This is a genomic window from Spongiibacter sp., assembly GCF_984394615.1.
The window spans coordinates 56,673-72,269 of the sequence record NZ_CFHTQA010000008.1 but is presented as its reverse complement, the minus strand read 5'-3'; the positions used below and the strand labels follow the sequence as shown (position 1 = coordinate 72,269).

Annotated in this window: 16 protein-coding genes; 5 read left to right on the top strand and 11 right to left on the bottom strand. The window is 59.7% G+C overall.

Annotated features, from left to right (window positions below; translation table 11 throughout):
- Genes AC5DB9_RS05155 through AC5DB9_RS05145 form a run of 3 tightly spaced genes read right to left on the bottom strand, consistent with a single transcriptional unit; the run spans position 1 to position 2,566 of the window.
- On the bottom strand, positions 1 to 393 hold the full coding sequence (locus tag AC5DB9_RS05155; RefSeq protein WP_272989223.1) for a DUF6285 domain-containing protein: 393 nt from the start codon (positions 391 to 393) through the stop codon (positions 1 to 3).
- Positions 390 to 1,370: a phosphotransferase family protein gene (locus AC5DB9_RS05150; RefSeq protein WP_272989220.1), complete on the bottom strand. Its 981-nt coding sequence runs from the start codon at positions 1,368 to 1,370 to the stop codon at positions 390 to 392. The genes AC5DB9_RS05155 and AC5DB9_RS05150 overlap by 4 nt, the downstream gene beginning before the upstream one ends.
- The gene (locus tag AC5DB9_RS05145) at positions 1,367 to 2,566 is read right to left on the bottom strand and encodes an acyl-CoA dehydrogenase family protein (protein WP_273009952.1); all 1,200 of its coding nucleotides are present in this window, start codon (positions 2,564 to 2,566) and stop codon (positions 1,367 to 1,369) included. Before AC5DB9_RS05145 ends, AC5DB9_RS05150 begins: the two co-directional genes overlap by 4 nt.
- A 133-nt stretch (positions 2,567 to 2,699) precedes the next feature.
- On the opposite strand from AC5DB9_RS05145, the gene AC5DB9_RS05140 reads away from it, so the two are divergent.
- Positions 2,700 to 3,269, top strand: a complete 570-nt coding sequence (locus tag AC5DB9_RS05140) for a VOC family protein (RefSeq protein ID WP_037508463.1) — start codon at positions 2,700 to 2,702, stop codon at positions 3,267 to 3,269.
- Positions 3,270 to 3,289: 20 nt separating this feature from the next.
- Here the strand turns inward: AC5DB9_RS05140 and AC5DB9_RS05135 are convergent, their stop codons facing one another.
- Entirely contained in the window at positions 3,290 to 3,865 is a 576-nt protein-coding gene (locus tag AC5DB9_RS05135; RefSeq protein WP_272990883.1) for a flavodoxin family protein, read from the bottom strand.
- Positions 3,866 to 3,910: 45 nt separating this feature from the next.
- Entirely contained in the window at positions 3,911 to 4,369 is a 459-nt protein-coding gene (locus tag AC5DB9_RS05130; RefSeq protein ID WP_272990885.1) for a MarR family winged helix-turn-helix transcriptional regulator, read from the bottom strand.
- Positions 4,370 to 4,503: 134 nt separating this feature from the next.
- Here AC5DB9_RS05130 and AC5DB9_RS05125 point away from each other — a divergent pair, with 134 nt between their 5' ends.
- Positions 4,504 to 5,676 carry an alpha/beta hydrolase gene (locus AC5DB9_RS05125; protein ID WP_272990886.1) on the top strand — a complete coding sequence of 391 codons (1,173 nt, stop codon included), beginning with the start codon at positions 4,504 to 4,506 and terminating at the stop codon, positions 5,674 to 5,676.
- A 51-nt stretch (positions 5,677 to 5,727) separates the two neighbouring features.
- Here AC5DB9_RS05125 and AC5DB9_RS05120 read toward each other — a convergent pair whose 3' ends face one another.
- On the bottom strand, positions 5,728 to 6,867 hold the full coding sequence (locus AC5DB9_RS05120; RefSeq protein WP_022958999.1) for a zinc-binding dehydrogenase: 1,140 nt from the start codon (positions 6,865 to 6,867) through the stop codon (positions 5,728 to 5,730).
- An 82-nt stretch (positions 6,868 to 6,949) separates the two neighbouring features.
- Positions 6,950 to 9,283, bottom strand: a complete 2,334-nt coding sequence (locus tag AC5DB9_RS05115) for a TonB-dependent receptor (protein ID WP_272990889.1) — start codon at positions 9,281 to 9,283, stop codon at positions 6,950 to 6,952.
- A 260-nt stretch (positions 9,284 to 9,543) separates the two neighbouring features.
- Here AC5DB9_RS05115 and AC5DB9_RS05110 point away from each other — a divergent pair, with 260 nt between their 5' ends.
- From AC5DB9_RS05110 to AC5DB9_RS05100, 3 genes are read left to right on the top strand one after another with little or no spacing between them, the layout of a single operon-like run.
- Positions 9,544 to 10,275, top strand: a complete 732-nt coding sequence (locus AC5DB9_RS05110; protein WP_272990890.1) for a glutathione S-transferase N-terminal domain-containing protein — start codon at positions 9,544 to 9,546, stop codon at positions 10,273 to 10,275.
- Entirely contained in the window at positions 10,272 to 11,033 is a 762-nt protein-coding gene (locus tag AC5DB9_RS05105) for an SDR family oxidoreductase (RefSeq protein WP_272990892.1), read from the top strand. Before AC5DB9_RS05110 ends, AC5DB9_RS05105 begins: the two co-directional genes overlap by 4 nt.
- Positions 11,034 to 11,066: 33 nt before the next feature.
- On the top strand, positions 11,067 to 12,266 hold the full coding sequence (locus tag AC5DB9_RS05100) for a CaiB/BaiF CoA transferase family protein (RefSeq protein WP_272990893.1): 1,200 nt from the start codon (positions 11,067 to 11,069) through the stop codon (positions 12,264 to 12,266).
- Positions 12,267 to 12,273: 7 nt separating this feature from the next.
- Here AC5DB9_RS05100 and AC5DB9_RS05095 read toward each other — a convergent pair whose 3' ends face one another.
- From AC5DB9_RS05095 to AC5DB9_RS05080, 4 genes are all read right to left on the bottom strand, one after another.
- Positions 12,274 to 13,125, bottom strand: coding sequence for an SDR family oxidoreductase (locus AC5DB9_RS05095; protein ID WP_022958994.1), 852 nt, complete (start codon positions 13,123 to 13,125; stop codon positions 12,274 to 12,276).
- Between the two features lie 37 nt (positions 13,126 to 13,162).
- Positions 13,163 to 13,552, bottom strand: coding sequence for an acyl-CoA thioesterase (locus AC5DB9_RS05090; RefSeq protein ID WP_028968315.1), 390 nt, complete (start codon positions 13,550 to 13,552; stop codon positions 13,163 to 13,165).
- Positions 13,553 to 13,630: 78 nt separating this feature from the next.
- Positions 13,631 to 15,001: a TRAP transporter large permease gene (locus AC5DB9_RS05085; RefSeq protein ID WP_272990896.1), complete on the bottom strand. Its 1,371-nt coding sequence runs from the start codon at positions 14,999 to 15,001 to the stop codon at positions 13,631 to 13,633.
- On the bottom strand, positions 14,991 to 15,506 hold the full coding sequence (locus AC5DB9_RS05080; RefSeq protein WP_272990899.1) for a TRAP transporter small permease subunit: 516 nt from the start codon (positions 15,504 to 15,506) through the stop codon (positions 14,991 to 14,993). Before AC5DB9_RS05080 ends, AC5DB9_RS05085 begins: the two co-directional genes overlap by 11 nt.
- Positions 15,507 to 15,597 lie beyond the last annotated feature (91 nt).

Here is a 15,597-nt window from a genome sequence, read left to right as displayed (position 1 = left end):
TTATGCATTATTGTTGTTCCCCGAGACCGGCACGGGGCGATACTTGGGATTGTCGACCGCCAGTTTTGCCGCGGCAATGTCCTGCAATGCCCATAACAGGCGCCGGTCGCCAATATCGACCTCGCCGCGAGCGATCAACGCACAAAGTGAGCGTCGCAGTGTGCGCAGCGCTTGTTCTTCAGTATTGCCCAGCAGCCGTTGCAAGCCGTCGCGCTCGCGCGCCGTCACCGCCTCGCCCTGCGCCAGTTGGCGCTGCACAATACCCAAACTGTGCAGGCAAACCCGCAGACCATATTGCAGACTAGGATCGTCGATAGCAGGCAGTACGCGGTCTCGCAGAAAGCCGTCGATGGCGGCGCAAAGCTGCTCGCCACTGGGGTAGTCGCTGCTCATGTGCGCTCCTCAATCAATCGGATAAGATCCACTTCACACTCGGAAATCCGGCGCCCAATCGCCGCGCGCTCCACCGACACCTGCTGGCCACTGAGGTGAACGGCGCACTGGTACAGGCACAGCACCCCCCACTTCAGCACCCCGAAGATTTCCCAATAGGCCAGTTCATCGTCGGTGACCGGCGTTGCTTGCCCAGTGTTATAGGCCGCCAGCAAATCGGCTTTGCTGCCAAAGCCGCCGACCGGCTGGTCCACCTGCGCAAAACGCCAGGAGTTCACACACAGCCAGCCGAGGTCTTCCACCGGGTTGCCGATATGCGCCAGCTCCCAGTCCAGCACGCCGCTGAGTCCCTGCTCGTCGACCAGAATATTGCCGTTACGGAAATCCCCATGTACTGGCGCCGGAGGACGAGATCGGGGCGGGTTGGCCGCCAGCCAGGCAAAAGCCAGCTCGAAAATCGGGATCGGCTCATCAAATTCACGGTAGCGCTGCCGGTAGCGGGCGAGGTCTTCGGCTACCGAAAAGCGTGGCAAGGGCAAACCCGCAATGGGCATCGCGTGGAGCCGCGCGAGGACCTCGCCGCACTGGCGGGCCAGCCGCTCGCGGGCAGTGGCCAGCTCGGGCAGCGTGAGGATGCGCTTGGGCAGCGACTCACCGCCGAGGCGGCGCATCACAAAACCCGCTCCAACGTCGCCGCACTCCGGCGTGATCGCCAAGACCTCCGGCACCGGTAAGCCGGCCGCAAAGGCCGCGCGAATCACCTCGGCTTCCTGGCGCTTTTGCAGGGCGTTACCGAACTGGCTGGTCTCGTCACCACAGCGCAGAATCAGCGGAGCGGGTTCGCCATCCAGCAGTGCATCCACCGCGAAGATCTGCGCCGCCGCACCACCGGTCAGCGGGCGAATAGATTGAACCCTGCAGTGATAGCCGCCTTCGTCGGCCAATACCTCGCCGAGCATCTCGCTGACGGCATTCACGACATCAGCTCCGCATCGCGCTCGCCAAAGTCCCAGCCCTCGCCGCGGGCATAGCGTTTGAGCACGCGTTTGGCCAGCGACTGGATATGCACTTCATCGGGGCCATCGTAAATGCGCGCCTCGCGGGCGTGCCGATACATGCGGCTCAGCGGCGTGTCGTCAGTCAGGCCCTCGGCGCCGTGAACCTGAATCGCGCGGTCGATGACGTTGTGCAGCATGCGCGCGCCCGCCACTTTGATGGCAGCAATCTCCACCCGCGCATCGTCGCCACTGTCGATGCAGCGCGCCGCGTGCAAGGTGAGCTGGCGACAGGCCTGGATTTCCTGAAAGCTGTCGAAGACGTGTTGTTGCAACAATTGTTTGTCGGCCAGCGGAGAGCCAAAGGCGCGACGCTGCTGCAGTCGCTCGCACATCAGATCAAAGGCCCGCTGGGCCTGTCCCAACCAGCGCATGCAATGGAAAATGCGCCCCGGCCCGAGACGCTTCTGGGCGATGAGAAAGCCCTCGCCACGACCGCCCAGCAGGTGGTCAGCGGGCACCCGCACATTGTCGTATTCCGCCTCGAAGTGGCCGCCGTTAATTCCCAACACCGGGGTCTCCCGCAGCAGACGATAGCCCGGTGTGCCCATCGGCACGAGAATCATACTGAAGGCGCTGTGCGCCGGGGCATCGGGCTCGGTGCGACACATCACCGTGGTGTAGGCGGCAATATTGGCGCCGGTGGTGAACCACTTGCGGCCATTAATCACCCAGTGGTCACCGTCGAGCACCGCGGTGGTTTCGATTTGCGTGGGGTCGGAGCTGGAGACTCCCGGCTCGGTCATCGCAAAGCTGGGGTTGATCTCGCCTGCGGCCAGCGGCATCAGGTATTTTTCGCGCTGCGCCGTCGAGGCATAGAGGTCGAGCATCATCGAGTCCTGCAGCGTGTAGGTGCCAAAAATACGCTGCGCAAACTCGGAGCGCCCAATCACCTCATTCAGGTAGACGTACTCCATAAACGGCATACCCATGCCACCCAGCTCACGCGGATGCCCGAAGGCCCACAGGCCCTGCGCCTTGGCTTTTTGCGCCAGCTCAGCCAGCACCGCCTCGGCACGGTCGTGGTCCGCCGACTGCATCAGCGGCTCACGGGGATAGATTTCCTGCTCTAAAAACACCCGCAACTGTTGGCGGATGTCGGTCCAGACTGGCGTCATTTTATTATTCTCCGCCTCAGTGATCGACTCTTGCCAAGTCAATCAACGTGCTGCATTATTGTCAAGCATATTGACTTGTTTGCATACGGAACCGCGCCGCTACGCGGCCCATAATAAGAGAGACGCCAATATCATGAGCACCCCGCTTACGCCCCTGGGCAATGTCCATCATGCCGCCTACCGCTGTGTCGATGCGGAGCAGACGCGCTGGTTTTACGAGGATTTACTCGGCCTGAAGCTGGCCGCCGCCTTTGAGGAAGATATCGACTTTGGTGAAAATCTCGGCCGCAACCGGCACTTTCTGCACATCTTTTTTGAGCTGGCTGACGGCAATTATCTGGCTTTTTTCGACGAGCCAGGCATTTCCAAACCCGAACATTTTGGCCGCAAAGACAGCTTCGATATGCACATTGCGCTGGAAACCGAATCACTGGAAACGCTGAAAGCCTGGCAGGACAAACTCAACGCCGCGGGTAAAACCTGCCTGGGGCCGGTCGACCACGGCTTTGTGCACTCGGTGTATATGTACGACCCCAACGGGATTCAGGTTGAGATCACTTGCCGGGCGGAAAACGGCGAGGCGATTATGGTGGAAGAAGCCGCACACGCTCGCGAGGCACTGGCGGCCTGGACAGCGAAAACCCGTCCACAGAAAGAATCCGTGTTCGGCGCCGAGCGCCTCGATAAACGCGGCCGCGGCTGAGCAAGCCGCCGCGTTTACTCTTAATCCGCCAGACGCTGACACTGCGCAACAATGCGTCGCGCAAAGAGTCTGGCGGTCTCCAGATCGCCGGGCAGCGGCCCCTCTTCAACACTGGCATCGGCGGGTGATTGGGCCATCAGTCCGGAAAACGCCCCGAGATAATTCACATCATTGCGCTGCGCCGCCTTGGTGTTGGCAGCGGGCAATCCGGTGCCGACCCAGAGCATGCCGTGCTGCATCGCGAAAGTATGCAAGTAGCTCAGCGTGGCCGACTTATCGCCATTGATGGAGGCCGAGTTGGTAAATCCGGCGGCGAGTTTATCTTTCCATTGCTGCGCCATCCAGCGCCCGCTGGAGGCATCGGCCACACGCTTGAACTGCCAGGAGACACCACCCATATAGGTGGGCGAGCCAAAAACAATGGCATCGGCACCGTCCAGCAGGCTCCAGTCAGCGTCGCCGATCTCACCATCTTGATTGATGGTAATAAAACTGGCGCTGACATCCGGTTCAGCCGCAATGGCCTCAAACAGCACCTGCGCCAGGCGTTCGGTATGGCCGTAGCCACTGTGGAATAACACGGCAATGGTCGACATGATGGACTCCTTATTATTATCGCTCTGCTATGGTCAATACCGGTCTCAGCGCTCCGGCGCAACAATGGCCACCGGTCCCCAGTTGCGGTTCAGTGCCTGCTTTAATCCCTTGTAAGCGGTCTTGCCAATACGCGCTTCAAGCTGCTGTTCAATACCAATCAGAATGCGCTCCGCATCCCGGCGAATGGCATCGGCGGCGGGGCTGAACTGCACGATCTTGGCGCGTTTGTCGCGGGGATCGGCCACCAGCTCCAGAATTTCCTCATCGCGCATGCCCTGCAAAATCTGGTGGATGGCCTGACGGCTGACACCGAGATTGCGGGCAATGTCCGCCGGGCGGTTAATACCCGCCGTGACATTAAGCATGATCATCGAACGGCTGCGGTTCATACGCGCCCAGCCCGCTGCGTCAAGACTGGCCTGCAGGCTTTCGTCCACCCAATACAGCGCGTAGGCCAGGGTGCCAATCAGGTAGTCCTGCTCCTTATCCACCAGTTTTTTCATGGTTTGCCTTACTCCCTAAAACGATGGCCCATTGTAGGCCAATGCGGGCGAAAACGGGGCAGCTTTATCTTGATTTATTGTAAATAAAATTGACAATATAGAGATCCGACAAAGACCACACAAGGAAAACGATAATGAGTGCGTCCGGTAAAAGCTACGAGCGAATTCCCTACCTGATCTTTTATCAGGACAAAAGTCCGTTCAAAGAAACCTACGGCGGGCCGCTGGATTTTGGCGCGCTGAAATCTCATCACCTGAAGCCCGCCAATCCGCGCTGTAACACGGTGATTTTATTTATGCACCCGGTGGGTGGCGGCGAGTATCTACCCATGGTGGTGGCGCTGGCGAAGGCGGGATTCCCGGTGATTTACTGCCAGAGCCGTTACTCCGGCAATGACAGTGCGCTGATTATGGAGAAGGTTGCCATCGACATGGGCAACTGCATCCGCCACGCCAAAACCGAACTGGGCTACGACAAGGTCATTCTGGCGGCCTGGAGCGGCGGCGGTTCGCTGTCGCTGTTCTATCAGAGCCAGGCGGAACAGCCCAGCATCCGGCAGACACCGGCCGGTGACCCGGTAGACCTGACCATACAAGAATTCATCCCCGCCGATGGCTTGATGATTCTCGCCGCGCACGTCAGCCGCGCCCACACGCTCACCGAGTGGATGGATGCCTCGATTCTGGATGAGAGTGACCCCGACCAGAAAGACCCGGAACTGGATCTCTACAATCCCGCCAACCCCAATCAGGCGCCCTACAGTGATGACTTTCTGGCACGCTATCGCGCCGCCCAGATCGCCCGAAACCGGCGCATTACCGGCTGGGTAAAGGACAAGCTGACCGCCTTGAAGTCGGCGGGACGCGAACACGATGAATTTGGTTTTGTGGTGCACGGCACCATGGCCGACCCGCGCTGGCTTGACCCGGCCGTTGATCCCAATGAGCGTAAGCCCAACTGGTGCTATTTAGGCGATCCGCAGGTGGTGAACAATGGCCCGGTCGGACTGGCACGGTTCTGCACCCTGCGCAGTTGGCTGTCGCAATGGAGCTATGACGACTCCAATGCCGACGGCGTGCGCTGCGCGGCGTCGATCTCGGTGCCGACACTGGTGGTCGGCAACACCGCCGACGACGCCTGCACCCCCAGCCACACCCAGCGCCTGTTCGACGCCATTGCGCACGACAATAAGGAGCGTCACGATATTGAAGGCGCGACACACTACTACTTCGGTCAGCCCGACAAGCTCGCCGCCGCAGTGGCGGTCTGCGATGACTGGCTCACACGAAAAGGCTTTGTGGACTGAGTGTTGTGAGGAAGGGCGTACCGGGCTGCCGGGCCCGGCACGCGAAGCCGCTTACAGGCTGGGATTAATCAGGTATTTCTTGCCGGTGGCCTGCTGGCTGTACTCGGCGACCACGTCGGCCTGCAATACATCCAGCAGCGACACTTCATCGCTGTAGTGGCTGGCAAAAGTGCTGTGCAGCTCATCGGCCACGCGCTGGCGCAATTCGCCGGCGCGCTCCGGTCCGACCTTGGCAATGAACGGCGTCAGCAGCCAGGCATTAATGCCCCAACTGAAGCCGAAGTTGCGGTGGATAATCGTCGGCGACAAATCCAGGCTGCCGTAGATGTAGAGCTGCTTGAAGGTATTGGAGCCGTAGGGGCCCGGCAGCTCGACATCTTTCAGCGCCGCCTTTTCCATACAAGTGAGAATACGGCTACCCAGCTCACCGCCGCCGGTAGCGTCAAACGCCAGATAGGCACCCGTCTCCTCAATCGCCCGCGTCAGATCGCTCATAAAGCTGTCGTCGCTGGAATTGCAGATGTATTTAGCGCCCTGGGATTTCAGCAGCTCGACCTGCTCGGGCTTGCGCACAATATTAATCAGTTCAATGCCGTCTTTCTGGCAGACACGATTGAGCATCTGCCCGAGATTGGACGCCGCCGCCGTGTGGATCAGCGCCTTGAAACCTTCACGGCGCATCGTTTCAACCATACCCAATGCCGTCAGGGGATTCACAAAGCAGGACGCGCCGTCGCGGGCCGAGGTGCCGTCATTCAGCGGCAGGCACTGCATCACATTCACTTTGCGGTACTGGCAGTAAAGCGCGCCATCCATCACCGCCACGGTTTTGCCCAACAGTGCCTGCGCGGCGGCGCTCGCACCGGCCTTGACCACGGTGCCCGCCCCTTCATTTCCCGCTGCCAGCGGCTTGCCGATTCGCGGTTTGACGCGGTTCTCCAGACCAGGACGCAGCTTCGCGGTGTACACGGTATCGGCACCACTGCCCGTGGTTTTGCCGGTGCTGACATCGGCGGGGGCAATCAGTGTGGCCTGATCCGAGGGGTTGATGGGGGTCGCTTCAATGCGCACCACCACCTCGTCGTCGCCCGGCTCGGGGATCGGCGAGGATTTCAGTATCAGCTTGAGGTAGCCGTCGTCGGTGACCAGCGAGCGCAGTTGCAGGCCGGTATCGGGAAGCGTGTCGTGCATGGCAAATGCCCTTCTGATTATTGGACAGCTAGCCTAGCACTTTCCGCCCCCCACGCTCACCTTTGTGGAAAAGCTCCCCCGCTCACCACTGCAGATTCAAGGCGGCAAACAGCTTGCGACCCGACTTTTGACGGCTGTTATAGGTACCGGGGAAGAACACCGTGTCCAGCACCTGCCCAAGCACTTCCTCATCGCTGAGGTTGCTGCCACCAAGCGTCAGAGCCCAGCGCATATCCGGCGAGGCCAGGCTCAAACGCGCGGAATAGGTGGTATAACCCGGCGAAAAGCTCACCGGATCGAGGTCGCCATCGGTGTACTGATCGCCCTGATAGAGCACATCGACCGCCGCACTGACCGCCAGGCCAAACAGTGGAAACTCCAGGGTCGGCGTCAGGCTGGCAGTCTGCTTGGGAGCAAAGGATATACGGCGGCCGCTGAGATCCTGCTGGGCATCCACGCCATTGTTGATCGGTGCTGGCGCAGCCGGATAGCTGTCGTAGCGGGCATCAAGCAGGCCCAGCGAACCATTAATCCGCAGAATGGGGAGCGGCGTCAGCCAGGTGAAGTCCATTTCCACGCCGTCGGAAATCGCGGTGGCGGCGTTTTTCACATCGAAGAACGCGCCGTTAAAGGCCAGCACCTGCAGGTTTTCGAATTCCGTCCGGTACACCGTCGCATTTACTTGCAGACTGCTGTTAAAGAAGGTGCCTTTGAAACCCGCTTCCACCGTGCGCGCTTCCTCGGGCTCAAAGTTGAGGTCTTCACCGCCGAAGGAGGAGGCGTTGAAGCCACCGCTCTTGTAGCCACGGGCAATGCTGGCAAACAGATTGCTCTGTTCATTGAAGTAATACTGCACCGACAGTTTCGGCGACAGATCGCTCTCGCGGCGATTCAGATCGTCGGCCTGGTAGTCTTCAGCACTGAGCGCCGTCGCCATAATACAGAGACCCAGTGCGGCGGTGCGGCAGCTTGCCTCGCCGGTGGCCAGCGCCGTTTTGCGCTCGCGGCTGTAACGCAGGCCCGGGGTAATGACCCAATGCTCGCCGAGCGACCAGCTGAACTGCGCAAATGCCGCATAGGCGGTGGTATCCAGGCCGTAGTCCAGGATATAGCGGTCGTCACCGATAATCGCCGACCCCAGCCCGGAGAGCAGGCCCAGCCCCGCCAGATTCAACCCACCCAATAAACCGCCGGAGCCCACTGAAGTATTGCCGCTGATTAGCTGCAGTGCATCATCGGTCGTGAGGTAGGAAAGCAGATCCCGCCCGGCGCGAATTTGAGTGGTCTGATCAAACCGCGAGTCGAGGTAATACAGCCCGGCCACCAGATTGACGTCGTCGCCCAGACCAAAAAGGCTGTCGGCAGACGCCGTAAAGCGCAGCTCCAGCGAATCCTGCTTGTAGTCAGAGCCCACGCCGAGATTGGCCAGGTCAGCCGGGGAGGCATCGAGGTCGGTCAGGCTGTCGATCAGCAGCGTGCTGGTGGCGGCAATACCGGTCACCACGGTGTCGCGCAGCCCGGCCAGTTCACCCAGCGACCACTCCGCCAACAGCGATACGCCATCCGAATTCTTGTTCACATAGCCGGGAGTATTATATGAACTCCGAAAGTTATAGGGGTCATCTTCGACTTCAGGGTCATAATTGCTCAAGAAAGTGCGCGTATCTTCGTCGAGCTGATGAATCTGCAAGCCCCAGTAATTCGCCTCGGTATCTGAGCGAAATGCGGTCAGCGCCAGATGCAGGCGATCAGAGGGGTCGAAAAACAGTTTGATACGCTGGGCACTCTGACGGTGCTCGTCGTCTTGACGGTTGAGGAACTGGTTATACAGCTCACCGTCGCGATCGCGCTCCATCAGCGCCAGACGCATACTCAAGCGCTCCCCCATCGGCACCGTCGCCGCGGCCTCTAACTGCTGCTCATCGGTATCAAAGCGCTGATAGGAGAGCTTGCCGTCCAGCTCGCGGCCGGGGTCAACGGTACTCACATTGAACACCCCAGCCACGGTATTCTTGCCGAACAGCGTGCCCTGCGGGCCGCGCAGCACCTCGACGCGGGCGATATCAAACATGGCCTCACTGAAATAGGAAGGGCGATTGTAGAACACCTCGTCCTGCACAAAGCCGACTGAACTTTCAAAGGCCGCGTTGAGGGGGTTGGAGCCAAAGCCACGAATATTAATCTGGGTGAGCGCCGGATCGGTGTCGGAAGAAAAGCGCACATTGGGAATATAAGGCGCCAGATCCTGCAACTTGACGGCACCTACCGACTTCATGAATTCACCGCTGACCGCCGTCAGCGAGATCGGCACATCCTGCGAGGACTGCTTAACTTTCTGGGCACTGACCAGCACCTCTTCAATCATGCGCGGCATCGCGGCGTCCGCCGCATTCAGCGGCGACGATGCCAATCCCAAGGACAAAACTGCTGTCAGCGGCGCTGCGGCGCGCCACCCAAACCCACCACTTTTGAACATAAGCATCCATCTGTTTTTATTATGTGGCAGCCCGTCGGCAAGGCCGTGACGGACCGGATATTATGTCAACTTTGTTTACATTATTAACGGCTTTATCAAAGCGGGTCAACTGCCCGAAAAAATAAATTCGTGGCACGGATGCTGGACAGCCGAACGCCATTACTGTCAATATTGTTGACAAATAACAAGAGGATGCCAAGGTGCTGGAACTGCATACTGTGCCAACCCCCAACGGTCACAAAATTTCGATTGCGCTGGAAGAACTGGCGCTGCCCTATCGTGTTATCGAATACGATATCAGCAAGGGGGAGCAATTCAGTCCTGAACTGCTGGCGCTCAACCCCAACAATAAACTGCCGGTACTGCGTGATCCGCAGCCCGCGAGCGGTAATGAGCCAATCACCGTCTTTGAAACCGGCGCCATCCTGATTTACCTCGCCGAAAAAACCGGCCGACTGCTGGCCGCCAGCGGCCCCGAACGCTATGCACAATTGCAGTGGCTGATGTTCCAGATGTCGGCCGTCGGTCCATTGCAGGGACAGGCCCATCACTACGTGCGCTACGCAAGGGTAAAACAGGACTATGCGCAACAGCGCTATTTGCAGGAAACCCTGCGCCAATGCCGGGTACTGGATACACAACTGGCCGAGCAGGAATACATCGCCGGGGCATTTTCCATTGCGGACATTGCCCTGTGGCCCTGGTTGCGCGCACTGCCGCTGATCGGCATTGAACTGGCCCCGCGCTTTCCTCATCTCGCCCGCTGGTTTGCGCAGCTTGCTGCACGCCCCGCCTTTGAGCGCGGCAAGGATGTGATCAATGGCTGGGTCTACGAACTGCCGCCGAATTTCTTTATGGAGCTCGACGAAAACACCTGGTCCTATTCCTTCGGAGAGGAGCAGTATCGCGACCGTCGGGAGGCACAGTCATGAAATCACTGTTTTCTGTGGCCGGCAAAACCGTACTGATCACCGGCGGTTCGCGGGGCATCGGTGCGATGCTGGCGGAAGGCTTTGTGCGCAGCGGCGCGACGGTATTTATCAGCGCCCGCAAGGCCGGCGAGCTGGAGGACTGCCGCGCACGGCTCGCGAAACTGGGCGACTGTCGCAGCCTGATTGCGGACCTGTCTACCACCGCAGGCGTACAGGCGCTGGTCGACGCCGTGGCCCAGCACACCGACACACTGGACGTGCTGATCAACAATGCCGGAGCGAGCTGGGGAGCGCCACTGGATCAGTTCCCGGAGTCTGGCTGGGACAAGGTGATGAACCTGAATCTCAAATCCCTATTCTTTCTCAGCCAGCAGTTGCTGCCGTTACTGCGTCGCGCTGCCCGGCCCGAGGCCTACGCCAGCATCATCAATATTTCCTCCGTCTACGCACTGATGCACTCGCCGCTGAACACCTACTCGTACTCCGCCAGTAAAGCGGCTGTCATCGCGTTAACCCGCCAGCTCGCCGCCGACTTGCAGGCCGACCACATCAAAGTGAACGCCATTGCTCCCGGCTATTTTCCCAGCGCCATGACCGCGCCGCTGGATGAACAGGCGATGGTGGCGGAGATTCCCGCCGGGCGCATGGGCAGGCTCGAAGATATTGCCGGTACGGCGATTTATTTGGCCTCGACGGCTTCGGACTATATGACAGGACGCACTCTGGCACTGGATGGCGGCATACTGGCCAGCCGCTAGCACCGCAACCGTATTTGATAGAGGAAGACAGCCATGACTGGCGCGCTGACAGGACTTCGCGTCCTCGACCTGACCCACATGCTCTCCGGCCCGTTCTGCACGATGACGCTGGCCGACCTGGGCGCCGAGACGATCAAGATTGAGCCCCTTCAAGGTGAGGGCACCCGCAAGCTGCTGGCCACCGACCCCAAGCACTCGCTACACGGCATGGGGGCGTATTTCATTACCCTCAACCGCAACAAGAAGAGCGTCGCCATCGACCTGAAAAGCGAGGACGGTCTGGCGCTGTTCTATTCGCTGGTGAAAGAGGCCGATATTGTGGTGAACAACTTTGCTGCCGGGGTGCCTGCCAAGCTGAAGATCGATTACCCCCACCTGAGCGAGATCAACCCCCGCATTATTACCTGTTCCGTCACCGGCTTTGGCGAAGATGGCCCCGGCGCCAATCGCCCTGCCTTCGATCAGGTGGCCCAGGCCTACGGCGGCGGCATGTCGATTACCGGCACCGATGCCAGCCAGCCGATGCGCGCCGGGATTCCCATCGGCGACCTGGGCGGCGGCATGTTCGCGGTCATGGGGATTCTGTCTGCGGTGATCGAACGACAGCGCTCCGGGGTCGGCCAGCATGTGGATATTTCCATGCTCGATGCACAGGTGTCGCTGCTCAACTACATGGCGACCATGTACAGCATGTCGGGCGAAGACCCCGAGCCCATCGGCAACAGCCACTTTGTACACGTGCCCTACAACAGCTATCCCGTCAGCGACGGCCACATCGTGCTGTGCGTGCTGACCGACGGCTTCTGGCAGAACCTCAAAGCGATGCTCAACTGCCCCGCCCTCGACAAACCGGAATACGATACTCAACCGGGGCGCCTGGCCGACAAGGCGTTCATCGACGCAACGCTCGCCAATATCTTCAAGAGCAATACCCGCGCCCACTGGCTGGCCGAGTTGGAGAAATACCGTATTCCCTCAGCGCCGGTGAACCGTTTCTCCGATGCATTAAACGATCGCCAACTTCGCCATCGACAAATGGTGGTGCCACTGCAACACCCCTCCGGCGACAGCGTCGAAGGGCCGGGCTGCCCCATTAAACTGTCGCGCAGCCGCCCCAAGCACTACCACCCCGCCCCCGTGCTGGGACAGGACAGTGATGCCGTGCTGGCGGAGGTTCTGAGGTTGGATGAACAGGAAGTGGCCCGCCTGAGAACGGCGGGCGTGATTGTGTAGTTAGCCGTCAGGCACGGCGCACATAGTCTTCGCTGAGCTGCCAGAGCTTTTCAGCGGCGGCGTCATCCTTACCCCAGGGCTTGATGCGCTTGGGCTTGCAGTCGGCAAAATACTCACCGGTCACGCCTTCCAGACCGGGCGACGTCGCCACATAAATCGAGGTACTGGCACCTTTATCAGGAGAGCGAAAGAAGGGCTTGAGGATCAGCGACACCGTTCTGGCCATCAACCCGCCATCCTGCTGACCGAGGCCGGTGCTCACCGCGCCGGGATGCACACAGTTTACGGTGACCCCGGTGCCCGCCAGTTGTTTGGCCAGCTCGCGGGTCCACAGAATATTGCAGAGTTTGGAGTGCCCGTAGACCTTGAAGGTTTTGTAGGGGTGGTTGGCGAACTCCGGGTCGTCGAACTGCACCCCCTTGGCGAAGGCGTGGGCCTCGGACGCCACCGAGACAATGCGTGACGGCGCGCTGTCAATCAGCCGCTGGCGCAGCAGTTCAGTCATCAGGAAGTAGGCCAGGTGATTGACCGCAAAGGTTTCTTCAATGCCGTCGGCGCTGAGCTTGCGCTCGGTGTTGACCACACCGGCATTGTTCAGCAGCAAGTGCAGCGGTTTCCCGGTATCCAGAAACTCCTGGGCCGCACGGCGAATATCCGCCATCTTTCCCAGATCAGCAATTAACAGCGTCAGTGCCGCATCGGCGCGAAGGGCTCGCAGCTCGGCCAGCAGCGCCTCGCCTTTGTCGCGGTTGCGACAGACGATAAACAGTTCGGCGCCCTGTTCTACCAGCGCTTTCGCCGTAGCGCGACCAATGCCGTTGGTCGCGCCGGTAATCAAACACACTTTGCCCTGCATCATTATTATTCTCCCGTTTACAACGGGTCGGGGCTAACGCTTAATCAACTGCGCGAGTCCGCCCGTTATCATCAATGGCAACAAACACGAATTCGCCTTCGGTAACTTTTACCGGCTCTTCGTCGTCGTATTCTGTGGTCCACACCTCAACGTTTACGCGAATGGAGCTGCGGCCGACTTCCAGAATTTCGGTATAACAACTGACAACCGCGCCAACATTGACCGGCGTCAGAAACGCCATTCCGGCAACGGCCACCGTGGCAATACGGCCACCGGCGCGGCGACCGGCGGTAATCCCACCAGCCAGATCCATCTGCGACATCAGCCAGCCACCGTAGATATCACCGTCAGCATTGGTATCGGCGGGCATCGCTATGACTTGCAGCGCCAGGTCGCCATTGGGGGCCGGCACGTCATCAATGTCACGCATAAAAGCTTCTTCCTGCATTAATGGTCATTATTGAGGGCCCAGTTAACGGATGCGCCCTAGTAATGTCAATCTAATTTCTCAGCTGCGTATCCAGGCTGGCAACCACGTCGCCAACTCGGGCCACATCGCCAGCAAGGCCAGCACAAACAGCTGCATGACAACAAAGGGGGCAACCCCGCGATAGATATCGCTGGTCGCCACCGACGCCGGGGCAACCCCCCGCAAATAGAACAGAGAAAAACCAAAAGGCGGCGTCAGAAATGAGGTCTGCAGATTGATGGCTATCATAATACCCAGCCAGATGGGGTCGACACCCATCATCAAAAGAATCGGCCCGACGATCGGCACCACCACAAAGGTGATTTCGATAAAGTCGAGAATAAAACCGAGCAGGAAGATCACCAGCATGACCACGGCTGTCGCCGCCACCACGCCACCGGGCATACCGTGGAAGGCTTCGTGGATCAGCTCGTCACCGCCAAACCCCCTGAAAACCAACGAGAATACCGCCGCACCGATCAGAATCATGAACACCATGCAGGTGACTTTCATCGTCTCACGGGACACGTCACCGAGCAGACTCAGGCTAAGACGGCCGCGCAGAAACGCCAGCAGCGCCGCGCCCAGCGCCCCGACACCGGCCGCCTCGGTGGGCGTCGCGGCTCCGAGTAAAATTGAACCCAGCACCGCGGCGATCAGCATCACCGGCGGCAGCAGGCCGTGCAGTAAATGGCCCAGCGAGGGTGCCTTCAGATCGTCCGCCGGGGGCGCACGGTGCGGCTGCAACAGCGCGACGCCCAAGACATAGGCCATATACAAACCCACCAGCAACAGCCCCGGAACCAGCGCGCTGATAAACAGGTCGCCAACAGACAGCGTTTTGGGGCTGAACACTCCCATCTCCAACTGCGCCTGCTGGTAAGCGCTGGACAGCGTATCGCCCAACAGCACCAGGGCAATCGACGGCGGGATGATCTGGCCGAGTGTGCCCGTTGCGCAGATCGTGCCGGTCGCCAACGCCGGATCGTAGCCGCGCTTCAGCATGGACGGCAGCGACAACAGGCCCATGGTGACCACCGTGGCCCCGACAATGCCGGTGCTGGCCGCCAGCAACATGCCCACAACCACCACGGAAATTCCCAGGCCACCGCGCAGGCGTCCGAACAGCGACGCCATGCTGTCGAGCAATTCTTCGGCGAGACGGCTTTTCTCCAACAGCACGCCCATCATCACAAACAGCGGCACCGCCAGCAGAGTAATATTGTTAATGGTGCCAAACAGGCGATTGGGTAAGGCGGCAAGAAAACTCGGATCAAAGTGGCCGATGCTGATACCGATACCGGCGAAAATCATCGCCACCCCGGCCAGACTGAAAGCCACCGGATAACCCAGCATCAACACCAGACAAATCACCACGAACATCAGCAGTGGCAACAGCTCAACGGGCATGATCAGCCTCCCCGTTGATCAGCACCAGCGCATTGCGCAGCAGTTCGGCGACGCCTTGTAAAGCCAGGTTTATGGCCATCAGTGGAATCAGGCTCTTCAGTAGAAACACCGCCGGGATGCCGCCCGGCTCTACCGAGCTTTCGCGAATCTCCCAAGCCTTGGCGCTGAATTCCCAGCTGGTGATCAGAATCAGCCCACAGAGCGGGAGCAGAAACAGCAGTGTTCCCAGACTGTCGACCCAGGCCCGCTGGCGGGGCGAAAATCGCTGATAAAAGATATCCACGCGCACATGGGCACCGTGTTTCAGTGCGTAGGCCGCGCCGAGCATAAATACCGTACCGTGGAAGTAGCTTACCGATTCCTGCAAGGCGGTCAGGCCCTGGCCGAAGCCATAACGCATTACCACGACGGCAGCGGTAATCAGCACCATCAATGGCACACACCAGGCCAGTGCGCGGCCCAGTGCCTCGGTAAAGGCGTCGATCAGTTGTAGTGTCACTTTCATTATTGTTGGCGTGCTCGGGTCGACGTCAAAGCGCTCCATTATAGTCGCAGCAAGCGGGCCGTCGCCATGCGTCACACCGCTAAACACGGTA

What these genes read in the sequence shown, in the direction of transcription:
- AC5DB9_RS05095 (WP_022958994.1), bottom strand. Translation starts at nt 13,125, where the DNA reads ATGATGCAGGGCAAAGTGTGTTTGATTACCGGCGCGACCAACGGCATT.
- AC5DB9_RS05145 (WP_273009952.1), bottom strand. Translation starts at nt 2,566, where the DNA reads ATGACGCCAGTCTGGACCGACATCCGCCAACAGTTGCGGGTGTTTTTA.
- AC5DB9_RS05100 (WP_272990893.1), top strand. Translation starts at nt 11,067, where the DNA reads ATGACTGGCGCGCTGACAGGACTTCGCGTCCTCGACCTGACCCACATG.
- AC5DB9_RS05125 (WP_272990886.1), top strand. Translation starts at nt 4,504, where the DNA reads ATGAGTGCGTCCGGTAAAAGCTACGAGCGAATTCCCTACCTGATCTTT.
- AC5DB9_RS05140 (WP_037508463.1), top strand. Translation starts at nt 2,700, where the DNA reads ATGAGCACCCCGCTTACGCCCCTGGGCAATGTCCATCATGCCGCCTAC.
- AC5DB9_RS05130 (WP_272990885.1), bottom strand. Translation starts at nt 4,369, where the DNA reads ATGAAAAAACTGGTGGATAAGGAGCAGGACTACCTGATTGGCACCCTG.
- AC5DB9_RS05135 (WP_272990883.1), bottom strand. Translation starts at nt 3,865, where the DNA reads ATGTCGACCATTGCCGTGTTATTCCACAGTGGCTACGGCCATACCGAA.
- AC5DB9_RS05120 (WP_022958999.1), bottom strand. Translation starts at nt 6,867, where the DNA reads ATGCACGACACGCTTCCCGATACCGGCCTGCAACTGCGCTCGCTGGTC.
- AC5DB9_RS05085 (WP_272990896.1), bottom strand. Translation starts at nt 15,001, where the DNA reads ATGCCCGTTGAGCTGTTGCCACTGCTGATGTTCGTGGTGATTTGTCTG.
- AC5DB9_RS05105 (WP_272990892.1), top strand. Translation starts at nt 10,272, where the DNA reads ATGAAATCACTGTTTTCTGTGGCCGGCAAAACCGTACTGATCACCGGC.
- AC5DB9_RS05080 (WP_272990899.1), bottom strand. Translation starts at nt 15,506, where the DNA reads ATGAAAGTGACACTACAACTGATCGACGCCTTTACCGAGGCACTGGGC.
- AC5DB9_RS05155 (WP_272989223.1), bottom strand. Translation starts at nt 393, where the DNA reads ATGAGCAGCGACTACCCCAGTGGCGAGCAGCTTTGCGCCGCCATCGAC.
- AC5DB9_RS05090 (WP_028968315.1), bottom strand. Translation starts at nt 13,552, where the DNA reads ATGCGTGACATTGATGACGTGCCGGCCCCCAATGGCGACCTGGCGCTG.